This window comes from Thermosyntropha sp. (assembly GCF_017656155.1).
Classification (GTDB): domain Bacteria; phylum Bacillota; class Syntrophomonadia; order Syntrophomonadales; family Syntrophomonadaceae; genus Thermosyntropha.
In genome coordinates, this window is record NZ_JACDOH010000007.1 from 1 (window position 1) to 23247 (window position 23247).

A 23247-nucleotide genomic window follows, 5' to 3' on the forward strand; every position below is an offset into this window, starting at 1 on the left:
TTATAATACCACCTGCCTCGCTTATTGTCAACAGATTTTTTAACATTTTTTTCGCTTTATATATATTTTTCGAACCTACTCTTTTCAAATACGGTTTTAATGTAATCAACACCAATACAAGCCTGAAATAAATCTTAGTCTTTTATAAAAGGATATAAGCTCTGATTTTCGCCCTTAAAATCGACATAAGTCTTGGGCACATCCCCTACTATTATGGTTTCTGCCAAAGGAATAGTACTCGACACTTTTATTTCCTCATTCATGAACGGTACTGCTATTTTAAGAGTATGATTGATTTGAAAATAAATCAAATGGCGTGTTTGATTTATGCCTGCCTGTTCAAATTTATTTAAAACTTCTACATTAATTTGTCCGGTTGGAATAATATGAACATTTAATTTTGGACCCGCTGCTGCCAGGACTTTTAACCCTGAAAGCTGTCCTAGTGGTATGGCTATATATTCTTCTTGCACGTTATCTAATGATTTAGTTATTTCTACTACTGTTCCAGTCATTATTTTGTTAAGCATTATCGTATTAGGCTGCAGCAAAACAATATGTCCCTTATCATCTTTATGAACTATTACAATATCCGTATACTCTACTTTTGACACAACTTTTTCATTTACTATTTTATTAATTCTCTCTATCCCTTTTATCTGTGCCTCTGATTTAGCAATTTCAAGCAAACTTGCCTGTATTCTTAAATCTATATATACAAAAAGTAATATTATAATAAATAACGAAAAGATAAAGATAGATCCTTTGCCATGTCTTCGTGTTCGAATATTTATCATTTCCTCACCCCCATAATAAATATATATGAAAAATAGCCTCATTAGGTGAACACTTAATTTATACTCAAAATACAAAAAGCCGAAACTTCAAAAGTTTCGGCTCTACTTTATCCAAATTTGAATTTTATATCCCTCAAAATAATATGGAAAATAATATGGCAGCCGGACAAGGATTCGAACCCTGGCCAACTGATCCAGAGTCAGTTGTGCTACCACTACACCATCCGGCTGCAAAGCAAATCTGTATTCATTTATCTCGCGTTGATTATTATAATACATATAAAATTAATTGTCAAAGAGATTTAAAAAAATTCCCTTAATCTTTTTGACAATTAAGGGAATTAATTTTTGATCAGATTTCCATAATTATAGGCAGTATCATGGGGCGGCGGCCTGTTTTTTCAAATAAAATTTTACCAAGTTTATCTCGTATTTGAGCCTTTATAACTGCCCACTCGGTGATATTATGTTTTTCACAGATATCTAAAGCCTCTTTAACTTTTGCTTTAGCATCTTCAATCAATTCTTCAGATTCACGAACATAAACAAATCCACGCGTAACAATATCAGGTCCTGCTACAACCTGTCCCTGATCGCGATTTATAGTAACTACTACGATCATTATCCCATCTTGAGCCAACTGTTTTCTATCTCTGAGGACAATGTTACCTACATCTCCCACTCCCAAGCCATCAACTAAAACTTTACCTGCAGGTACTTTACCTGCAATAGATGCCTTTTTTCTTCCTATTTCGATTATATTGCCATTTTCAACTACAAAAATGCGATTACGGGGTATACCAAGGCTTTCTGCCAATTTCGCATGTTTCATTAAATGGCGATACTCTCCGTGCACCGGGATAAAATATCTTGGTCTTATAAGATTTATAAGTATTTTTAACTCTTCTTGCGCAGCATGACCGGAAACATGTACACCCATTCCCCGCTCATATATCACTTCTGCACCCTGCCTGAAAAGAAGGTCAACCGTTTTGGCAACCAGTTTTTCATTACCCGGTATAGGAGTAGCTGAAATAATCACCGTATCTCCAGGCCTTATTCCTACCCAGCGATGATCTGCTGTTGCTATCCGCGTCAAAGCCGACATAGGTTCTCCCTGGGATCCTGTTGTAACAATAGCTATTTCATGTGGGGGATACTTATCTATATCTTCCATCTCAATCATTATTCCATCCGGAATATTCATGTACCCTAACCGCTGGGCTATTTCAACATTGTTAACCATGCTCCGCCCTATTATACTTACTTTGCGGCCATATTTGGCAGCAGTAGTAACAACCTGCTGTATCCGGTGTACATTAGAAGCAAAGGTAGTAACAATAATACGACCTTCGCATCTGCCAAACAGTTCATCAAAGGTATTTCCTACTACCTTTTCCGACATGGTAAACCCTGTTTTGTCAGCATTAGTGCTATCCCCCAGCATAACCAAGACACCTTTTTCCCCAAGCTCCGCCAGTTTCCTAAAATCTACAACTTGTCCATCAACCGGTGTTTGATCCAGCTTAATATCACCGGTATGCAAAATTATTCCTAAAGGGGTATGTACTGCAACCCCTAAAGCATCTGGAATACTATGACTTACCCGGAAAAACTCCACAGTAAAATCATCAATATCTACTTTATCCCGCGGGTTAACAAGATGGAGTTTTACATTATCAAGGCAATGATCCTTAAGTTTTCCTTCTATTATACCCAGAGTAAGCCTGCTGCCATAAACCGGGACATTCAACTCTTTCAAAACATATGGCAGAGCACCTACATGATCTTCATGTCCGTGGGTTATTATTATAGCTTTGACCTTTTCGCGATTTTCCAGCAAATAAGTTATATCCGGAATAACTACATCTATCCCCAAAAGTTCTTCTTCAGGGAACATAAGACCAGCATCAATAACAATTATGCTGTTCTGATAACGGATAGCCAGCATGTTTTTTCCAATTTCCCCTAAGCCGCCCAGAGGAATTATGTGTAGTCGCGCATCATTATCCGGCACATCTTCACCTCCTTTTGTCCAATTTTCAAACCGCCCTGTACCCACTCAAATAATTATATATCAATCATTTTTTAAGTACAACTCGGTAATATTAAAAATACATAATTCCCCAATATATAACAACAAAAATTAGTGATAGATTTAAAAATCTATCTACTAATTTTCAACAAAAGCATTTAAATTTTAAAATTTAAATCAATTTATATTCTTTCAAAAGTTCTTGCAAAAATTGCTTCTCTTTTTCTCCCGCTTCAGTAAGAGGCAGCCTGAACCCACCTACCTGCATTCCTTTTATATTCAATGCCTCTTTTAAAGGAATCGGATTGGTAGTCACAAATAATCCTTTAAACATAGGAAATAGATAAAGATGAAGTTTTGTTGCCTTTTTTACATCTCCATTAACAAATGCATATATCATTTCCTTTATATCATTTCCCACTAAATGAGAAGCAATACTTATTACTCCATATCCACCCAAGGACATTATTGGTAAAGTTAAAGAGTCGTCTCCCGAATAAATTAAAACCCTTTCAGGTAAAAGCCTTATAAGTTTAGAAACCTGGTCTAAATCTCCGCTCGCTTCCTTTATTGCAACAATATTTTCTATCGCAGCAAGCCTCGCAGCAGTTTCCGGAAGAAGATTAGAACTTGTTCTTCCCGGTACATTATAGAGCATAACCGGAATGGATACGCTTTCAGCAATAGTTTTAAAATGCTGATAAAGTCCTTCCTGGGTAGGTTTATTATAATATGGGCAAACCAACATAACCCCATCTGCCCCATTTTTTTCAGCCTCTTGGCTCAAAATCACTGACTGTCTTGTATTGTTTGAACCGGTTCCCAGCCATACCTTTATCCGGTCACCTACTGCGCCTTTCACTACTTTAAGCAGCTGAAGTTTTTCTTCAGTAGTAAGTACCGGAGATTCTCCGGTAGTACCGCTAACTACAATGCCTTCACTGCCGTTATCTGCCAAATATTTGGCTAATTCAGCTGCCTTCGTATAATTCACCTCAAGATTTTCATCATAAGGAGTGATCATCGCTGTCATCAATCTAGGAGCCGACATATTATCACCACCATCTTTCTTATTTGCCTAATTCAAACTTATCATGCAGCACCTTAACTGCTTTCTCCATGTGTTCTCTTTTTACCAGACACCATATGTTAGTATACGAGTCACCCGACTGCAAAATAGGAATCTCATTTTCAGTTAAAGCCTCTACTACTTTAGCCATAACTCCAGGTATACCAGTCATAGCCGCTCCTACTACTGCTACCTTAGCACAGTTCATCTCTACATCCGGATAAATCCCTATTTTCCTTAGAACTTCTACCGCACGGATAGTATTTTCAGCCTGAACAGTGAATAAAATAACCTCTGGTTGAATATTTATGAAATCAACACTTATTCCGGCTAAAGCCAAAGCTTTAAATACCTTAAGTTCACAACCTTTTTTATCTTCTACATCACTGATATTAATTCTAAATTGTGAAATATTGGAGGTATGGGTAACTCCAGTTATCAGGTTATCACTTATAAGCCTTATTGTATCTAAAGTACCTGAAGTCGTATTGGTAACCAAAGTACCAGTATTTTCACTGAAAGTTGACCTAACCCGCATGGGTATTCCCCTTTGCATAGCAATTTCAACTGCACGGGGATGAATAACCTTAGCTCCTTCTCTTGCTAACTGACAAATTTCATTATATGTTATAGCATCAAGGAGCCTTGCATTCTCGACTATACGCGGGTCAGCAGTCATAACTCCCTCTACATCAGTAAAAATATCTATAACTTCCGCATTCAGGGCCACACCCAAAGTAGCCGCTGTAGTGTCACTCCCCCCCCTTCCCAAAGTGGTAATTTCACCTCTTTCATCTACTCCTTGAAACCCAGCTACCACAGGTATTATGCCTCTGCTCAAAACCTCTAAGATGTTCTTGGGATTAACATAAAGTATATGGGCATTGCCATGATTACTGTCAGTAATAATGCCTGCCTGCTGTCCAGTAAAAAAACGCGCCTCAAAACCCCGGGCACTAAGCTGACTTACAAGCAAGACCCCGGAAATAATTTCCCCGCATGACATTATTAAATCTAATTCTCTTGGACTAGGCTTAGGATTTACTTCTTTAACCATATTTATCAAAGTATCAGTAGCATAAGGGGCTTTTTCACGTCCCATAGCTGATACTACCACTACTACTGCAATATCATCCTTTTTAGCAGAGGTTATTATTTCACAAACCCTCGTTCTCAATTCGAGAGTAGCAAGAGAAGTTCCTCCGAACTTCTGAACAATTATTCTCAAAATATAACACCTCTTAATAAAGGCTGTTCTCAACAACAATCTCAGCTATCTGGATAGCATTGGTAGCCGCTCCTTTGCGGATCTGGTCCCCTACTACCCACATAGCAATACCGTTATCCGCCGAAATATCTTTTCTTATTCTTCCTACAAAAACTTCATCCTTATCTGATGTATAAAGGGGCATAGGATAAAGCTTCTGCTCTGGATTATCCTGAACTACTATGCCAGGAGCTTTCGACAAAATTTCGCGAACACCTTCGGGTGATATAGACTTTTCTGTTTCTAAATTAATAGACTCAGAATGGCTCCGATATACAGGTACTCTTACTGCTGTCGCCGCAATTTTTAAATCAGGCATATGCATTATTTTACGGGTTTCCCAGACCATCTTCATTTCTTCTCTGGTATAATCATGATCCACAAATACATCTATATGCGGAATAAGGTTAAAAGCAATTGGATATTGAAAAACAGAAGGTTTTATCTCTTCTCCATTCATATAAGCTTTAATATGCTCATCAAGTTCATGTATACCCGCAATCCCTGCTCCAGATACCGCTTGATAAGTAGAAACTACAACCCTTTTAAGTCCATATTTTTTATGAATAGGATTAATGGCAACTGTCATGATTATCGTAGAACAGTTTGGATTAGCTATAATTCCTTTGTGCTCTTTAATATCTTCAGCATTTACTTCTGGAACTACTAAAGGTACTCCTTTTTCCAACCGGAAAGCATAACTGTTGTCTATAACCACACAATTATTTTTAACTGCTAAAGGAGCGATTTCTCTGCTGACATCTGATCCTACCGCAAACAAAGCGATATCTGCCTTTTTAAAAGCTTCTTCGCTTACTTTTTGAACTGTAACAACTTCATCTTTATATTTAAGCTTGGTTCCTTCTTCACGCGGATCAGCTAAACATATAAGTTCGTTTATCTCAAAATCCCGCTCTGCAAGAACTTTTATCATTTCCTGCCCTACAGCTCCTGTAGCACCCACTACCGCCAATGTTATTCCTTTTGCCACTTAAATTACCTCCTGTAAAAATTATCTAATTGCTATTCTAACATAACAGCTTGCGCTGCCTCAAGAATTAGCCGGACCTAAAAGCACCGGCTGGATCTGCTTTCCTTCTAAAGCCAAAAGAACCGTATCCACAATCTTATCCATTTGGGCTACTAGAGAATTGGATTTTTCTACTGGATTATCCTGCCTAAACGGTACAAAGTAAATATTTTTCATATTAAGAAGCATTCCTATATTCCTAGCATTAATTCCTAAAGCATCATTAGTAGATATAGCAATTACTACCGGTCTCTGATTACGCAGTTGAGCCTTGATTGCCATCAAAGCAGGAGTGTCAACTATTCCATTAGCCAATTTGGCTATGGTATTGCCGGTAGCTGGTGCTACCACTATAATATCTAAAAGCTTTTTTGGTCCTATAGGTTCAGCTCCTACTATAGTATTAATTATTTGATGCTCGGTTATTTCCTTTATTTGCTGTTTTAAATCCTTTACCTTGTAAAATCTGTTATCAGTTTCATCTACTGTATACGAAAAAATCGAATAAATTTCTGCTCCTTCTTCCTTTAAAGCTTTAATTTGCGGAATTACTTCTCCCGCCGTACAATGAGAACCGGTAATAACCACCCCAACTTTTATCCCTTTAAGCCTGGCCGGTTTGACTTCTTGCACCCTACAAAAACCTCCCTTTTAATTACCCAAAAAACCATTATCCACTTTAGACAACTCCTTAATAATAAGCCGGGGAATAAAATCCGCTAAAATTTTCCCTGCAGTAACAGGAGCAACTTTTCCTGGAAGTCCTGGCGCAAGAATAGCTTTTAAACCAAACATATTTGCTGCCTCAAAATCAGTACCACCTGGCTGGGTAGCTAAATCGATTATTACCATATCAGGGTTAGCATAATTCAATACATCTTTAGTCAAAACCAGAGCAGGAACAGTATTAAAACATATATCTGTATGACTTAGAACATCCCTTAAATCACTAAAACCTGCCCTTATACATCCCATCTCATATGCCCTGGCCTGCTGCCCTTCATCACGTGCAATTACCGTTACATCAGAACCTAATGCCTTTAAAACTCGGGCTAATGTAACTCCTACCCTGCCAAAACCTATAACGCAGGTTCTACTGCCGTGAATAGTTATAGGAGTTTCCTCCATAGCAATCTGTACTGCACCTTCAGCTGTAGGTATAGAGTTTAAAATTGCTAGTTCATCCATCTCAATTACTTCCGATAAATTAAAATTATATCTTTCAGCCCAATCTTTAAGATATTGACGCGCCGATCCTATTATAACTAATGCATCAGGTGCGAGTTTGGCTATGGCTTTCTCGGTTAATACAAGCTTCTCTTCCGCATATACTGCCCGTATAACCCCCTGATTATCAGTACCAGGTAAAGGGAGAATAACTACTTCTGCATCCTTGCAAGCTTCCTCTACACTCTTGACTACAAAAGCACCATGCCCTACTTTTTCCTTTGGAAAACCTGCTACTACTAATGTAGCCCCCATTCTAACCAATTCAGATATTAATATAAGTTCGCGGTCATCTCCCCCCAGTACAGCAATCTTTATTCCGGAAAGTACTGAACTCACAACTTTAATCCCCCTTTTGGGTCTTTTTATGGCTACAATTAATAGTACTATATGTATATATATTAGAACTGGTGCTTGTCTTAAGCAGCCCGCCAGAAGAATTCAGGCTTAAAGGGTTCAAAACTAAAAAAAGCCAGGAAAAAGCCTCCTGACTCTCTTTCCTTACCTCTTAAAGCAAATTCTCCATACCATAAACCAATCCGGTTTTATCTGCTATTTTCTTTATTACCATTACTACACCTGGCATAAAACCTGCCCGGTCGAAAGAGTCATGCCTGATAGTAAGGCTTTGACCTATTCCCCCAAATATGACTTCTTGATGAGCAACAAAGCCCGGAAGCCTTACACTGTGAATTTTCACCTGTCCTACATTTCCTCCACGACAACCCGGTATTTTTTCGAATTCCTTCAAATTGCGCGGAGGATTCATCCCTAATTTTTCATTAATCATCTCCGCTGTTTTTATAGCTGTCCCAGATGGGGCATCCATTTTTTGGTCATGGTGTAGTTCTATTATCTCAACATTCGGGAAATACTTAGCTGCCTCTGATGCAAATTTCATCATTAAAACAGCACCAATAGCAAAATTCGGAATAACTGCGATTCCTCTTTCATTTTGATATGCCAACTTTTCAAGCTGCTCAAGCTCTATATCCTTCAAACCGGTAGTTCCCACTACACAGGTAACTTTATTTCTAAGAGCTGTCTTTACATTATTAAATACAGCCCCGGGATTGGTAAAATCAACCATCACATCAGGTTTTACTTCCTGAATCAGCTCTTCTAAATTTGAAGAGAAGGGAATGTTCAAACCAAGCAATTCCGCATCATTACTGAAATTGTGCTCAGCAAATTTTATATCAACAGCCCCAACCAACTCAAGTTCCTCATCAGCGGCGACCGCTTTTAAGGTTTCGCGTCCCATTTTACCCAATGCTCCTGTCACTATTACCCTTATTTTTTTTTCCATAATTCTATACCTCCAGTTCTTCTTAAAAAATAGTTTTATATTATTTTGCTAGTGTAGTCAAGGTTTGATATAATTGTATACAAAAAATCCTTGTTAAAGTTTTTTAGAAGCAAAGGAGGAATTATTATTGAATCAGTCTATTTTTCACAAGGTTTTACTCCCGGTAGATGATTCCCCCCAATCAGAAAACGCAGTGCAAAAGGCTATCGAACTATATCAAGCTGGAATAATAGAAAATTTGGTGTTATTCAATGTTTACAACACAGGTAATGTAGACATCACAAAACTGCACAGTTCCGAAAAACTAGATGAACTGCGGGCTGAATCCCTTAAAATTCTAGAAAAATATGAAAAAATCCTGTCCGAAAATAATATTCCCTGTACAGTAAAAAAAGCAGGCGGTGATCCTGCTGCACTGATTCTGGATTTAATTGAAAATGACGGCCAATTCGACCTTATAATAATGGGTAGCCGCCGGCTTAACAAATTTCAGGAATTAGCCTTTGGCAGCGTTACCGATAAAGTTACCCGTCTAGTAAGTATACCGGTACTTGTAATTAAATAAAACCTTGTCTTGAGAGCTTTTTCAAAAGCTCTTTTTTTTCACATACTGTTATAAAGTTTAGCTTTTTCAATAACATATTTTTCTATTTCTTTCACCAGTCTTCGTTCAGTAAAACTGGCAAACTGCGGATAACTTATAACTTTTTTCACATTTTCCATAAATCTTCTATTTATGCCAATTTCCGACCTTATCACTGATAAAACCTTTTCTTCATCATCAACCATATACAAAAGTGATATATCCTTTAGAACTTTAGCATCCTTATTGTTTATGGCTACAACAGCCGCATGTTCAAACAACTCATGTTTATCGACTTCATACTGTAAAAATTGTCTTATAAAATTCAGCCGCTTTTTCCCCCCTTTAGAAAGCAAAATTTGTCGGCTCAAATCTTTTTTAGCCTTTTCTATAATTAATACCTTATCCAAAATATTTTTATAAAAACTTTCTACCATCATTTCGCCCAACCTCAATTTAATCTTTTTCCTAGTTTTAGTTCGCCGTCCAAAAAAATATTCCTTTTTTCATTTTAAGTCTTACACATCTCAGGCGTTAAATCCTTCCCTTGTCCCTATATAAAAATAAATGCTATACTTTTGATGACAAGGAGGAGTTAACATGCCTTTTGATGGTTTTACTATAAAAGCTATCTGTTCTGAATTAAATGAAGAACTGTTAGATGCTCGAATCGACAAAATTTATCAACCGGAAAAAGATGAAGTCATTCTTATATTAAGAAAATACAGAGGAGCAACCTGCAAGCTTCTAATTTCATCTAATGCTCAATGGGCTCGGATGCACCTCAGTACAGAAAAAAAAGAAAATCCTTCTCTTCCTCCCAGTTTCTGCATGCTTTTGCGCAAATACCTGGAAGGTGGCAAAATTAAAACCATAAAACAGGTCGACTTTGAGCGCATAGTGCACATAGATATTGAAGCTTTAGATGACTTTAGGGAATGGAAAACTAAAACTTTAATCTGTGAATTTATGGGAAAACACTCCAACATAATACTTGTAAACCCTGAAAATAACATAATAATAGATGCAATAAAAAAATACGGCAGTGATGTCAGTTCCTATCGGGAAGTGCTGCCAGGCAAGGAATATATAAAACCTCCTTCCCAGGATAAATTAAATCCTTTAGAAACTTCATTTGATGATTTTGTTAAATTTATCTGGAAAAACAGTGAAAAAAACATAGCTAACGCTATTTTCAATACCTACTCCGGAATAAGTCCAAAATCAGCTGAAGAAATATGTATAAATGCAGGCATTAATCCTGATATGCCTGCTGAAGAGTGCGGTGAATACGAATTAACTAAAATATACAGCAAAATACAGGACATCATAAGCAGCATAGCTGCTAAAAACTGCGCTCCAATAGTAATATATAAGAATAATAAGCCGGTTGATTTTGCCCCGTTTAAACTGAATTCTCTCCCCACAGACAGGCATGAATTTTTTGATTCTATGAATTCAGCCTGTGATGCGTTTTTTAAAGAAAAAATGAACAGACTAAGATTAGAATCAATAAAAACTAACCTTCTTAGAAATCTGAAAGAATATCTTAATAAATGTTATAAAAAACAGGAACACTTAGAAGCCGATCAGCGCAAAGCCGAAAAAAATAAAAAATATAAAGAATGGGGAGAACTTTTAACCGCATATGCCCACAAATATAAAAAAGGAGATACTAAAGCCGTATTAGAGGATTTCTATACCGGAGAAAAAGTTGAAATCGAACTTGATCCTCGCTATACCCCTGTGCAAAATGCGCAAAGATACTTTAAAATCTACAATAAAAGCCGCAATGCCCTTAAACACTTGGAAAGCCTGATTAAAGCTAACCAGGAAGAAATTGATTATCTAGAATCAGTGGCAGTTGCTATAAGAGAAGCTGAAAACCTAGAAGAACTTGAAGAAATAATAGAAGAAATCGAAAAAGAAGGGTATATCAAGGATAAAAATAAAAGAAATAAATCAAAAACAAAAAGTAGCCCACGCCGATTTATTTCCTCGGATGGATTAGAAATATTAGTGGGGCGCAACAACAGGCAAAACGACATACTAACTTTAAAACAGGCAGATAAAAATGACCTTTGGCTGCATACCAAAGATATACCTGGAACCCATGTAATAGTAAAACTTCCGCCTAAGATAAAATCTATTCACGATGTTCCTGATTCAACTTTAGAAGAAGCTGCTGCCTTGGCGGCCTACTACAGCAAAGCTAAAGAAGCAGATAAAGTTCCAGTAGATTATACCTTCCGTATTAATGTTAAAAAACCAGCAGGTGCCAAACCGGGAATGGTTGTCTACGAAAACTACTGGACCATAATGGCTAATCCTCAGGATGAAAGAATAAAAAAACTTTTAAATAACAGTTTATAAAAATAAGGTATGGTTTCTAACCCATACCTTATTTCATTTATTTTAGAATTTCAACTGAACCATCATCATGCCTTATTATTTTGCTATCTTTTTCTAGAATATAAATCTTGCGGTTTACGTGATCAATCGCTATATCCCGATTAATAAGGGTAGTAATCTCTTCCTTAGTTATAAGGGTTCTTATCTGTACCCCGTTATCGTAAAGCTGTATATAAAGCTCTCCATTACTTCTTACTACCTTATCATGAACACAGCGCTTATAAGGCTTTAAGAAAACATATTCATATCCGCCTTCAACAAATTCCATTTCCTGCCCATTTAAAAAAAACCGCAAACTCCCTCTCCCTTTCTCATATTATTAATTGCGGCTTCCTGGCTTAATTGCAGGGATTTTTCCTTCAGCACATAAAGGACAATCAGAAGCTTCCCATGACTGAATATTCATAGTAAGCACCGCCTCTTTTCTAACTCCAAAGTCAACACTGCCTCCGCTTCGATCCACTAATACCCCTACTCCGGCTACAATCCCTTTATATTCTTTCACAACTTCAATTACTTCTTTTACAGATCCTCCTGTAGTCACTACATCTTCCACCACTAAAACCCTTTGTCCCGGCTTTATTTCAAATCCTCTTCTAAGCTGCATAACTCCATCTTTTCTTTCGGTAAAAATACCAGGAACCCCCATTTGTCTTGCTACTTCATAGGCAACTATAATTCCCCCCATTGCAGGTCCAATTACTAAATCAATTTTTTCATCGGCAAATTTTTCTGCGATATGTTTGGCAAGTTTTTCTGTATAAAGAGGATACTGCAAAACCAAAGCACATTGCATATACTGGTCGCTGTGCCGGCCAGAAGTGAGAATAAAATGTCCATTTAGCAAGGCTTTTGCATCTATAAATATTTTTACCGCTTCCTCATGGCTTAACATATTTAACCCTCCAATTCTTCAATTATTTTTTCTGCTGCTTTCTTAGGATTATCTGCTTTGGTTATAGGCCTTCCTATAACCATATAATCTGCACCCAGTTCTAAAGCTTGTTTAGGAGTAGTTATTCTTTTCTGGTCATTTTTTTCTGACCATAAAGGGCGTATTCCCGGTGTTACTATTTTAAAATCCGGACCACAGGCAGCCCGCACCGCTTTAATCTCATGCGGTGAACATACTACCCCTTTCATGCCGCATTCTTTAGCCATAACCGCCCATTTAAGGGCTACTTCTTCCACTTTCAGTCCTGCAATAAGCATATCATTTTCTAGTTCTTCCTGAGATATGCTGGTAAGGACTGTAACTGCCAAGGTTATTGGCGCACTTATACTTAATCTTGCTGCTTCTTTTTCCACTTCCCCGGCTACTTTTTTCATCATCTCCCTTCCGCCTGCAGCATGAAGATTAAACATATAACAACCTAAGCGGGTCATAACCTTACCAGCTTCTGCCACGGTGTTGGGAATATCATGAAATTTCAAGTCTACAAAGACCTTTCCCCCCAGTTCATTTATCGTTTTTACAATTTCAGGACCGGTGCTATTAAAAAGCTGCATCCCTACTTTAAATGCTCCTACATAATCTTTTAATTTCCTGACTAAATCTAAGGCTTCCTCTCTTGTCCCAACATCAAGGGCCAAAATAATCCTGTCTTTAGCTTGCAATTTTTAAACCTCCTTAACATTTATTGCAAAAATTTTGATTTTAACCAGTATAATGTATTCTTTATTTTATATACTTTACATATTTGTAACATCAATCTATATTAATTTTATATATCCTTTAATATTTCTGTTAATAAGCATATTGGAGGTAATTAAATGATAAACCGCTGGCACTCAGAATACAAACAAAAACTTACTACAGCCGAAGAAGCCATAAAACTGATTAAAGACGGCGATCATATCTACAGTGCACTTTGTGCAGGAGAACCGCCTGCCCTTTTGGAAGCCATAAGCAAAAATGTTAAATCCTTTAGAAATGTAACAGTTATGCAAATGCTGCCTACGCGCAACTATTCTTACATACATCCGGAAAATGTAGAACATGTTCGTCACGATTCCTGGTTTTCCGGAAGCAAAACACGTCAGGCAGTTAATGAAGGCTGGGCCGACTATACACCTCAACACTTTCACGATGCATGCTACCTTATGCGTGATGAACTGGTTCAGGTTGATGTATATATTGCAGCCGTAAGCCCTATGGATAATCATGGCTATTTTTCCCTGGGAGCCTCAGTTTGTTATGCCTTTGATGCTATAAAAAGAGCACGCACAGTCATATTTGAAGTCAATAAAAACATGCCTAAAACTTATGGCAACACCTTTGTACATATTTCTGAAGTTGACTGCATAGTTGAAAACACCTGTCCAATGCCGCAAATTAATTCAACTCCTCCAAATGAAGTTCAGCAAAAAATAGGTGCCAACATCGCTGAACTTATAGAAGACGGCTCTACCATACAGTTGGGATTTGGGGCTATCCCTATGGCTATGTCCGAATTTTTAAAAGACAAAAAAGATCTGGGTTTACATACCGAAATATTAGTCGATGCCATGGTAGACCTGGTAGAATGTGGAGCAGTGACTAACCATAAAAAATCTATTCATCCCGGTAAAATAATAGGAACTGCCCTGGTAGGAACCGACAAAATATATAAGTACTGCCATGAAAATCCCTTTGTTGAACTACATCCAGTTGATTATACCAACGATGTTAATGTAATAGCAGCTAATAATAAAATGATCGCTATAAATGCAACATTAGAAATCGACTTATTCGGCCAGTGTGTTTCAGAATCTTTAGGTTATATGCATTATAGCGGCTCAGGGGGTCAGGTAGACTTCTGCCGTGGTGCTGTTAAATCACCCGGAGGCAAAGCTATTTTAGCTATGCCTTCAACTACCAAAAACGATACGGTATCCAAAATAGTCCCCTGTCTAAAGCCTGGCGCAGTAGTAACCGTAGGGCGCAATGATGTTGACTATATTGTAACTGAATATGGAGCCGTCCGCCTGCGCGGCAAATCTCAAAAACAAAGGGCCGAACTTTTAATTTCCATCGCTCATCCTAATTTCCGCGATGAGCTTAAGTTTCATGCCAGAAAAATGAACCTGATTTAAATCTTTCTATATAATGCCAGATGACAAACTATCTGGCATTTATTTTATAACTGCTGCTCCGACCAGCTCACTTATAGATTTTATATTTTCTTGAACCATGTATTTTTTAATACCTTCTACTATCTCTAAAGCCAGGCAGGGATTTACAAAATTGCCTGTCCCAATAGAAACGGCTGTTGCTCCTGCCATAATAAATTCTAAAGCATCTTTATAATCCAAAATCCCTCCCCCACCTAAAATAGGAAGAGTAACCTCTTTATACACCTGATAAATCATGCGCAGAGCTACTGGCTTTATAGCTGGACCGGAAAGGCCTCCAAAGATATTCGCCAAAACCGGCTTTTTATTTTTTATATCTATTGCCATACCCATTAAAGTATTTATCATGGAAAGGGCATCAGCTCCCCCTGCTTTTGCAGCCTTCGCTATTTCTACTATGTCGGTAACATTAGGCGAAAGTTTCGGTATCACTGGAAGAGAGGTTTCTCTTTTCACTGCTTCTACCACTTCTTTAACTGTATCAGGATTGGTGCCAAACTGTAATCCTCCTTTTTTTACATTAGGACAGGAGATGTTAAGCTCAATAGCAGCAATCCCCTCACTATTTTCAATTTTAGCAGCTATCCTGGCATATTCTTCGATGGTATTGCCGGCAATATTAGCAATAACCGTAACTCCCTTTTCCTTTAAATAAGGCAAAAAATCGCGCAAAAAAACATCTATCCCCGGATTCTCAAGGCCAATAGCATTAAGCATCCCTGCCGGTGTCTCCACAATACGGGGTATAGGATTTCCGCTTCTCGGCTCTAAAGTAGTCCCTTTTACAATCACACCACCGATCTCGGATATATCCACAAAATCTTCATATTCCATACCGTATCCAAAAGTCCCCGATGCCACTGTAACCGGATTTTTAAGAATAAGGCCGCCTAAATTTACCGAAATATCCAGATCATTTTCATTAAGCTTATTTTCTGCCCTTGTCACTTTATAACCTCCTATCTTCCCTATCACTTGATGTCAGCCATAGAAAAAACCGGCCCATCTTTGCAAACCTTTACATAATGATCATCCTCTGGCTTCAGCTTTCGGGCACATCCCAGACACGCTCCTACGCCGCAGGCCATGTTTTCTTCCAAAGATACCTCCCCTTTTATTCCATATTTATCGGCATAATCTTTTACCGCCACCATCATAGGTTCAGGTCCGCAGGTATAAATAAATTCAATATCATGAGGATTTATCTTATCATAAAGTAATTCGGTTACCAATCCTTTATAGCCTGCACTTCCATCCATAGTTGCCAACATTAACTCTACACCAATGCTTCTTAATCTATCAAAGGCAACCAGCTCTTCACTCCGTGCTGCTCCATATAATACTGTAACCTTACATCCCCGCTCCCTTAAAACCCTGGCCAGGTAAATTAAAGGAGCAATTCCAACTCCTCCTCCTACCAGCAAAACACTTTTATAATCTCCTAAAGAAAATCCTTTTCCTAAAGGTCCCATGACATTTATATTTTCTTTAACCTTTATTTTAGTTAAAAGCTCAGTTCCTTTGCCCACCACCTTATACAGGAGAGTAATGCTGTTAAGCTTTTCATCTACATCATAAAGGCTTAAAGGTCTGCGCAGAAGAGGATCCATAGTCCCTCCCGTCTTTACATGCACAAACTGTCCCGGCTGACAGCAGGGTGCAATACGCGGCGCTATAAACTCAATCTCATATAAATCTCTTCCCAGCTTCTTATGCGATATAACTAATCCGTTCTCCATACAAGACATACAAGATTCCTCCATTTTTTATTTTCCAAAAAAAGGGACGAAAGGTCATCCCCCGTCCCGTTTACATTTTGAAAACATATTCATTAAGTGATTTAATTTCCATATCTTTCAGCTTAACCCTTTCTCTTATAACCTGTTCCACTACCCTCAAAGTATCCAACGAAGTAAGACATGGAATATTAAGCTCTACTGCTGCTCTTCTTATATGGAATCCATCAGTAAAGGGGCCTCTTGCCTGAGTTATAGTATTTACTACGAAATCAACCTTGCCGCTCCTTACCAGGTCAACAATATTAGGAAACCCTTCCTGCATTTTCTTTACGGTCTCTGCTTCTACCCCAAAATCTTTTAAGGCTTTAGCAGTTCCTTCAGTAGCAATAATTTTAAATCCCATTTCATAGAAACTTTTCAGTATTGGTAAAGCCTCTGCCTTGTCTTTATCTGCAATGGTTGCCGCTATAGTTCCTTTTTCCGGAACATTGACCCCTGCAGCTAAAAGTCCTTTATAAATTGCATTGTTCAGATCTTTGTCTATTCCCATTACTTCACCTGTAGACTTCATCTCTGGTCCCAGATTAATATCTACATTTATCAACTTGTTGAAGGAAAATACCGGTACTTTAACCGCATAAAAATCAGGCTCAGGGATAAGCCCTCCTTTATACCCCTGCTCTTTGAGGCTCTTTCCTAACATAATACGGGTAGCCAGTTTAACCATTGGAATACCGGTAATTTTGCTGACAAAGGGGACAGTCCGGCTGGAACGCGGATTTACCTCTAGAACATAGAGTTCATTATCATATGCAACAAACTGAATATTTATAAGCCCTTGGACCTTCAGTTCTAATGCCAGCTTAATCGTGTAATCTATTACCTTTTCTTTTATATCTGGACTCAAATCGAAGGCAGGGAAAACTGCCATACTATCGCCTGAATGAACCCCAGCTCTTTCAATATGCTGCATAATTCCAGGAATCAGGACATCTTGACCATCACACACTGCATCAACCTCAATTTCTTTACCCAAGAGATATTTATCCACCAAGACCGGGTGCTCACGATTAACTTTCACTGCCGTAGCCATATACTGCCTAATCTCATCTTCGTTGTGCACTATTTCCATGGCTCTCCCTCCCAACACATAGGAAGGCCGGACAAGAACTGGATACCCAATATTTTTGGCTGTTTCTAAGGCTTCCTCTACTGTAAAGCATGTTTTTCCTGGCGGCCTTGGAATACCCAGTTTTTCTACCATCTGATCAAAACGCTTGCGGTCTTCTGCCCGATCTATGCTGTCATAAGGAGTTCCTATTATTTTTACTCCTGCCCGATTAAGAGAACCTGCCAAATTTATTGCTGTCTGCCCGCCAAACTGCACTACTACTCCTTCAGGATTTTCACCATCAATAACATTCATGACATCCTCATATACCAGTGGCTCAAAATACAGGCGGTCAGAAGTATCAAAATCTGTACTCACAGTTTCCGGATTATTATTTATTATTATTGCCTTTTTCCCTTCTTCCCTTAAAGCCCATACTCCATGCACCGAACAGTAGTCAAATTCCACTCCCTGACCAATCCTTATAGGACCTGAACCTAGAACTAGAACCTTTTCTCCATCAATATGAGTAGCTTCATTCTCTTCTTCATAACAGGAGTAGAAATATGGTGTTACAGCATCGAATTCAGCTGCACATGTATCCACCAGCTTATATGTTGGAACAATTCCATATCCTTTTCTAAGTTTTCTTACTTCATCTTCAGTTATCCCTTGAACCTCTGCTATTTCAGCATCGGAAAAGCCCAGTTTCTTGGCTTCTTTTAAAAGTTCAAAAGTAAGTTCCTTTTCTTTCAGTTCTGCATAGAAATCGATTATATTTTTTATTTTCTTGAGGAAATATTTATCAATGCGGGTTATTTTCCAAATCTCCTCTATAGAAAATCCCCGGTTGAATGCTTCTGCGACAATAAAAATCCGCTCATCATCAGCATCTTTCAGCCTTTTAATTAAAGCATCATCATCTATATCTCGAAGTTCAGGAAGCATAAGTCCATTAAGTCCTATTTCAAGGCAACGGATTGATTTAAGAAAAGCAGCTTCAAAACTCCGGTCAATTGCCATAACTTCTCCGGTTGCTTTCATCTGGGTACCTAAACGGCGATCCCCAAAAACAAATTTATCAAAAGGCCACCGGGGAACCTTCAGAACTACATAATCAACCGCCGGCTCAAAACAAGCCGTAGTCTTACCTGTAACCGCATTGGGAATTTCATCTAAAGTATAACCTATAGCCAACTTTGTCGTAACTTTAGCAATCGGATAACCGGTGGCTTTAGAAGCTAAAGCACTGGAACGGCTTACCCGCGGATTAACCTCAATTACATAGTATTTTTTACTGAACGGATCCAAAGCAAATTGGATATTACATCCCCCAACTACCTTAAGAGAACGAATTATTTTTAAAGAAGCAGCCCTCAGCATTTGATACTCTTCATCAGTCAAGGTCTGAGCAGGGGCAACTACTATGCTGTCCCCGGTATGAATTCCTACCGGGTCTACATTTTCCATACTGCATATGGTTATACAGTTATCGTTGGCATCCCGCATAACTTCAAATTCAATTTCCTTATATCCAGCCACACTTCTTTCAATTAAAACCTGATTTATCGGACTGTTTTTAAGTCCTTTGGCAGCAATATTGTGCAGGTCTTCTTCATTATAAGCGGTTCCCCCACCAGTTCCCCCTAAGGTATAAGCTGGCCTTACTATGACGGGATAGCCTATTTCTTCAGCAAAAGCCAATGCTTCATCCACGGAATGAACAATAGCGCTTTCGGGAATCGGCTCACCTATCTCAAGCATAGTCTTTTTAAAATATTCCCGGTCTTCTGCCCTAGCTATCGCATCTAGGTGCATCCCTAAAAGAGGGACTCCGGTTCTTTCATATACTCCGGCTTTTTCTAAGGCTAGAGCCATATTAAGGCCGGTCTGTCCACCTAAATTGGCAATTATTCCATCAGGTTTTTCTTTTTCTATTATCCTTTCCACTGTTTCCACCGTAATAGGTTCAAAGTACACATAGTCAGCTATATCTAGATCAGTCATAATAGTAGCCGGGTTTGTATTTAAAAGAACTACTTCAATCCCTTCTTCTTTCAAAGCGCGGCATGCCTGGGTACCGGCATAATCAAATTCTGCAGCCTGCCCTATTACTATGGGACCTGAACCTATAACCATTACCTTTTTAAGATTTTTATTAAGCGGCATATTAACCCCTCCATCTATTTAGATTAAAGCATAGCGATAAAATCATCGAAGAAAAATCCAGTTTCACTGTAACCCGGGTATCCTTCTGGATCAAACTGAACTGAAAAGACCGGAAGGCTTTTGTGTTTTACAGCTTCGATAGTCCTGTCATTCAAATTTCGCATGGTGACTTCCAGCCCTGTTCCTTCTAAAGAAGTTTCATCTATGCTGTAGCCATGGTTCTGGGTAGTTATATAAACCCGATTAGTTTTCAAATCCTTAACCGGCTGATTTCCTCCCCGATGTCCAAAATCAAGTTTAACGGTTTTACCTCCCATGGCCAGAGCTAAAATCTGATGTCCAAGCCCGATACCAAAAACCGGTTTCTGCTTTATTATCTCTTTACATGTCCCAATTGCATAAGACACAGCAGCAGGATCACCAGGTCCATCAGATATAAAAACCCCATCCGGCTTAAGGTGCAATATTTCTTCTGCGTTAGTATCAGCCGGCACAGCAATAACTTCACAACCCCTGCGAAGAAAAGAATCTATTACCCCCCTTTTACTTCCCAGGTCAAACATTACTACCCTCTTGCTACCATGACCAAATTTCATGATATTCTTTCGGGTTACATATCTTACCACATCCCCTTTTACTTCCAAAGCCTCTTTCCTGGCCTTTTCCTTAAGCCATTCCATATGGTCAATATTATCAGTTATTACTCCCCCCATAATTCCCTCTTTTCTGATGGCCCTAGTAAGCGCACGGGTATCAACTTCTGTCAAAACCGCAACTTCACTCTTATTAAGGAAACTTATAAGATCAGTTTCCATCTCATAATGGCTGGGAAAATCAGTAGCCTCTCTTAAAACCAGCCCTTTAACCATTGCTCCGCGGGAAGCGTAACTTTTTTCATTCAAACCTACATTCCCTACCAGGGGATAGGTCATAACTACTATCTGACCGTAATATGAAGGATCAGTTATAATATCCTGATAGCTTATCATAGCGGTGGTAAATACCACTTCTCCTCCGGCCATCAAACAGTTATTCAATAGCTTCCCTTCAAAAACCCTGCCGTTTTCCAGTACCAGATATCCTTTCATTGTTTTCCACTCCTCTATTTAAAATGGTTTTAAATTATGCCTTTATCTTGCCATCTTCAAAAACAATCCTTCCTCCTCTTATTGTCATCCAGGGCCAGCCTTTAAATTCCATGCCCTTAAATGGAGTATTTTTGCCTTTGGAGTAGAATTTAGTTGGATCAACCTTCTTTACCATCTCAGGGTCAATTATAGTAATATCAGCTGCTCTTCCTTTATTTAGAGTACCTTTATCAAGCCCCAAAACCTGAGCAGGCCCTATGGTATTCAAAGCTACCCAGTCGGATAAACCTATTTTCCCTTGGTGAACAAGACTCATCGTTACAGCTACTGAGGTCTCCAATCCTGATATCCCAAAGGCAGCCGCGCTATATTCACAATCTTTTGCTTCCTTATGGTGAGGAGCATGATCACTCGCTATACAATCTATAATCCCCTCACTCAAGGCGTTGATCAGAACCTCAACATCCTCCTTAGAACGCAGGGGAGGATTTACTTTAGTATCTGCATCATAAGAGCCTACTATTTCATCAGTAAGTGTCAGATGATGGGGGGTAACTTCACAGGTTATTTTTATCCCCTCTTCTTTTGCCCGACGAATAAGCTCTAATGAACCCCGGGCGGAAACATGGCATATATGAACATGAGCCCCGGTAAGTTTGGCTAAAATTATATCCCTAGCTACCATAATCTCTTCTGCTGCCGCCGGTATGCCCTTTAATCCATAATAAGTCGAATAAAAACCTTCATTCATCTGCCCATCTTGGGATAATGCAGGTTCTTCACAATGAGACAAAACAGGAAGGGAAAACATTTTAGCATACTCTAAGGCATAGCGCATAATATCTGCCCTTACCACGGGTCTACCATCATCTGAGAGAGCCACACAACCTACTTTAAAAAGTTCTGCTATTTCGACAAGCTCCTGTCCCTGTTGTCTTTTAGTTATTGCTCCAATCGGCAAAACATTGACTACCCCTTTATCTCTAGCCTGCTCCTTAATAAAACTTATCACCGACTTATTGTCTGCTACCGGCTCAGTATTGGGCATACAGCAGATGGTAGTAAACCCACCGGCAGCCGCCGCCCTGGTTCCTGAATATATATCTTCTTTATATTCAAAACCCGGTTCTCTCAAATGAACATGAATATCGATAAATCCAGGACATACCAGTTTATTTTCAGCATCTATATTTATGCAATCTTCTGCATAAATATTCTGTCCTGTTTCTACTATTTTATCATTTTCCACTAAAATGTCTAGTACTTTATCTACTTTATTTGCAGGATCAATTACCCTGCCGCCTTTAATTAATAATCTCATCTTTAGTCCCTCCCATCATCAAATACAAAATTGCCATCCGGACTGCTACTCCGTTAGTTACCTGCTCTTCTATCACTGATTGACTTCCATCAGCTACCTCACTTGATATTTCTACTCCCCGGTTCATAGGACCTGGATGTAATACCAGAACATCCTCTTTGGCCTTTTTCAAATGTTCCGGCCTCAGCATATAAAGCTCAGAGTATTCATCCAGGGAAGGAAATAAACCCTTTTGCTGCCTTTCCCTTTGAATTCGCAGAACATTTATCACATCAACCCCTTTAAGGGCTTTGTCCAAACTGTAGTAGCTTTTAACTCCCAGCTTTTCTACTTCAGGGGGAATCAAAGTAGCAGGTCCTACTACCCTTACTTCACACCCGAATTTAGTAAGGCCATATATATTGGAGCGGGCTACCCGGCTGTGCAAAATATCTCCCACTATGGCTACTTTCAAGTCTTCTAAAGTCTTCTTCTTTTCACGAATGCTGAACATATCAAGTAAAGCCTGGGTTGGATGTTCATTAGCGCCATCTCCGGCATTTATTACTCTAATCCCAGTATTTCTTGCTACATAATGGGGAGTTCCGCTTACCGAATGTCTTATTACCATCAAATCAAACCCCATGACCTCAAGGGTTCTTATAGTATCTTTAAGGCTTTCCCCTTTTTGCACACTGCTGGTAGATACCGACAGATTAACTGTATCCGCACTCAGATATTTTCCGGCTATTTCAAAAGAAGTGCGGGTGCGGGTGCTGTTTTCGTAAAAAACGGTGACCATAGCTTTTCCCCTTAAAGTGGGAACTTTTTTAATATCCCTTTTTAATATATCTTTCATAGGAACTGCTGTATCTAATATCTGTTCAATTTCTTCCCGGCTTAAATCCTTAATTCCAAGCAAGTCTTTCCGTTTTTCAAAACCCATTTCTTTCTGCCTCCTTTTACTTATAAAAAAAGCCTTTCCTGCCGACTGGCA

The 23247-nt window shown here is 38.7% G+C and carries 21 protein-coding genes and 1 tRNA gene; 3 read left to right on the forward strand and 19 right to left on the reverse strand.

Annotation, left to right across the window (positions count from 1 at the left end):
* Window positions 1–134 precede the first annotated feature (134 nt).
* The 9 genes from yunB to dapB all read right to left on the reverse strand — a co-directional run bounded on the left by yunB (window position 135) and on the right by dapB (window position 8734).
* Window positions 135–797, reverse strand: a complete 663-nt coding sequence (gene yunB, locus H0Z36_RS07530; protein ID WP_296865101.1) for a sporulation protein YunB — start codon at window positions 795–797, stop codon at window positions 135–137.
* Between the two features lie 156 nt (window positions 798–953).
* Window positions 954–1027, reverse strand: a tRNA-Gln gene (locus H0Z36_RS07535).
* Window positions 1028–1149: 122 nt separating this feature from the next.
* Window positions 1150–2814 (reverse strand): ribonuclease J, encoded by a 1665-nt coding sequence (locus H0Z36_RS07540; RefSeq protein WP_296865104.1) that lies wholly within the window; start codon window positions 2812–2814, stop codon window positions 1150–1152.
* Window positions 2815–3004: 190 nt separating this feature from the next.
* Window positions 3005–3883, reverse strand: a complete 879-nt coding sequence (gene dapA, locus H0Z36_RS07545; RefSeq protein WP_296865107.1) for a 4-hydroxy-tetrahydrodipicolinate synthase — start codon at window positions 3881–3883, stop codon at window positions 3005–3007.
* Between the two features lie 19 nt (window positions 3884–3902).
* Window positions 3903–5129 (reverse strand): aspartate kinase, encoded by a 1227-nt coding sequence (gene dapG, locus H0Z36_RS07550; RefSeq protein WP_296865109.1) that lies wholly within the window; start codon window positions 5127–5129, stop codon window positions 3903–3905.
* A gap of 13 nt (window positions 5130–5142) precedes the next feature.
* Window positions 5143–6159: an aspartate-semialdehyde dehydrogenase gene (locus H0Z36_RS07555; protein ID WP_296865112.1), complete on the reverse strand. Its 1017-nt coding sequence runs from the start codon at window positions 6157–6159 to the stop codon at window positions 5143–5145.
* 60 nt (window positions 6160–6219) lie between these two features.
* Entirely contained in the window at window positions 6220–6831 is a 612-nt protein-coding gene (locus H0Z36_RS07560) for a dipicolinate synthase subunit B (RefSeq protein ID WP_296865114.1), read from the reverse strand.
* An 18-nt stretch (window positions 6832–6849) separates the two neighbouring features.
* Window positions 6850–7764, reverse strand: coding sequence for a dipicolinate synthase subunit DpsA (dpsA, locus tag H0Z36_RS07565; RefSeq protein ID WP_296865116.1), 915 nt, complete (start codon window positions 7762–7764; stop codon window positions 6850–6852).
* Between the two features lie 169 nt (window positions 7765–7933).
* Entirely contained in the window at window positions 7934–8734 is an 801-nt protein-coding gene (gene dapB / locus H0Z36_RS07570) for a 4-hydroxy-tetrahydrodipicolinate reductase (protein WP_296865118.1), read from the reverse strand.
* Window positions 8735–8861: 127 nt separating this feature from the next.
* Here dapB and H0Z36_RS07575 point away from each other — a divergent pair, with 127 nt between their 5' ends.
* A complete protein-coding gene (locus H0Z36_RS07575) occupies window positions 8862–9299 on the forward strand; it encodes a universal stress protein (protein WP_296865120.1) in 438 nt (145 codons plus the stop codon).
* 38 nt (window positions 9300–9337) lie between these two features.
* Here H0Z36_RS07575 and H0Z36_RS07580 read toward each other — a convergent pair whose 3' ends face one another.
* A complete protein-coding gene (locus H0Z36_RS07580) occupies window positions 9338–9757 on the reverse strand; it encodes a hypothetical protein (RefSeq protein ID WP_296865122.1) in 420 nt (139 codons plus the stop codon).
* 160 nt (window positions 9758–9917) lie between these two features.
* Between H0Z36_RS07580 and H0Z36_RS07585 the strand changes: the two genes are divergently transcribed.
* On the forward strand, window positions 9918–11690 hold the full coding sequence (locus H0Z36_RS07585) for an NFACT RNA binding domain-containing protein (protein WP_296865125.1): 1773 nt from the start codon (window positions 9918–9920) through the stop codon (window positions 11688–11690).
* Window positions 11691–11727: 37 nt separating this feature from the next.
* Here H0Z36_RS07585 and H0Z36_RS07590 read toward each other — a convergent pair whose 3' ends face one another.
* From H0Z36_RS07590 to pyrF, 3 genes are read right to left on the reverse strand one after another with little or no spacing between them, the layout of a single operon-like run.
* The gene (locus H0Z36_RS07590) at window positions 11728–12024 is read right to left on the reverse strand and encodes a hypothetical protein (RefSeq protein ID WP_296865127.1); all 297 of its coding nucleotides are present in this window, start codon (window positions 12022–12024) and stop codon (window positions 11728–11730) included.
* A 24-nt stretch (window positions 12025–12048) separates the two neighbouring features.
* The gene (gene pyrE, locus H0Z36_RS07595) at window positions 12049–12624 is read right to left on the reverse strand and encodes an orotate phosphoribosyltransferase (RefSeq protein ID WP_296865128.1); all 576 of its coding nucleotides are present in this window, start codon (window positions 12622–12624) and stop codon (window positions 12049–12051) included.
* A gap of 2 nt (window positions 12625–12626) precedes the next feature.
* Window positions 12627–13346: an orotidine-5'-phosphate decarboxylase gene (gene pyrF / locus H0Z36_RS07600; RefSeq protein ID WP_296865131.1), complete on the reverse strand. Its 720-nt coding sequence runs from the start codon at window positions 13344–13346 to the stop codon at window positions 12627–12629.
* A gap of 156 nt (window positions 13347–13502) precedes the next feature.
* Here pyrF and H0Z36_RS07605 point away from each other — a divergent pair, with 156 nt between their 5' ends.
* Complete coding sequence (locus H0Z36_RS07605; protein ID WP_296865133.1) at window positions 13503–14804, forward strand: acetyl-CoA hydrolase/transferase C-terminal domain-containing protein; 1302 nt, start codon at window positions 13503–13505, stop codon at window positions 14802–14804.
* Window positions 14805–14843: 39 nt separating this feature from the next.
* Here H0Z36_RS07605 and H0Z36_RS07610 read toward each other — a convergent pair whose 3' ends face one another.
* From H0Z36_RS07610 to H0Z36_RS07635, 6 genes are all read right to left on the reverse strand, one after another.
* Window positions 14844–15791 (reverse strand): dihydroorotate dehydrogenase, encoded by a 948-nt coding sequence (locus H0Z36_RS07610; RefSeq protein WP_296865135.1) that lies wholly within the window; start codon window positions 15789–15791, stop codon window positions 14844–14846.
* A gap of 23 nt (window positions 15792–15814) precedes the next feature.
* The gene (locus H0Z36_RS07615; protein ID WP_296865137.1) at window positions 15815–16591 is read right to left on the reverse strand and encodes a dihydroorotate dehydrogenase electron transfer subunit; all 777 of its coding nucleotides are present in this window, start codon (window positions 16589–16591) and stop codon (window positions 15815–15817) included.
* A gap of 61 nt (window positions 16592–16652) precedes the next feature.
* A complete protein-coding gene (carB, locus tag H0Z36_RS07620; RefSeq protein ID WP_296865139.1) occupies window positions 16653–19862 on the reverse strand; it encodes a carbamoyl-phosphate synthase large subunit in 3210 nt (1069 codons plus the stop codon).
* Between the two features lie 23 nt (window positions 19863–19885).
* Window positions 19886–20950 carry a glutamine-hydrolyzing carbamoyl-phosphate synthase small subunit gene (gene carA, locus H0Z36_RS07625; RefSeq protein WP_296865141.1) on the reverse strand — a complete coding sequence of 355 codons (1065 nt, stop codon included), beginning with the start codon at window positions 20948–20950 and terminating at the stop codon, window positions 19886–19888.
* A gap of 34 nt (window positions 20951–20984) precedes the next feature.
* Entirely contained in the window at window positions 20985–22271 is a 1287-nt protein-coding gene (locus tag H0Z36_RS07630; protein ID WP_296865143.1) for a dihydroorotase, read from the reverse strand.
* Complete coding sequence (locus H0Z36_RS07635) at window positions 22255–23196, reverse strand: aspartate carbamoyltransferase catalytic subunit (RefSeq protein ID WP_296865145.1); 942 nt, start codon at window positions 23194–23196, stop codon at window positions 22255–22257. Before H0Z36_RS07635 ends, H0Z36_RS07630 begins: the two co-directional genes overlap by 17 nt.
* Window positions 23197–23247: the final 51 nt, after the last annotated feature.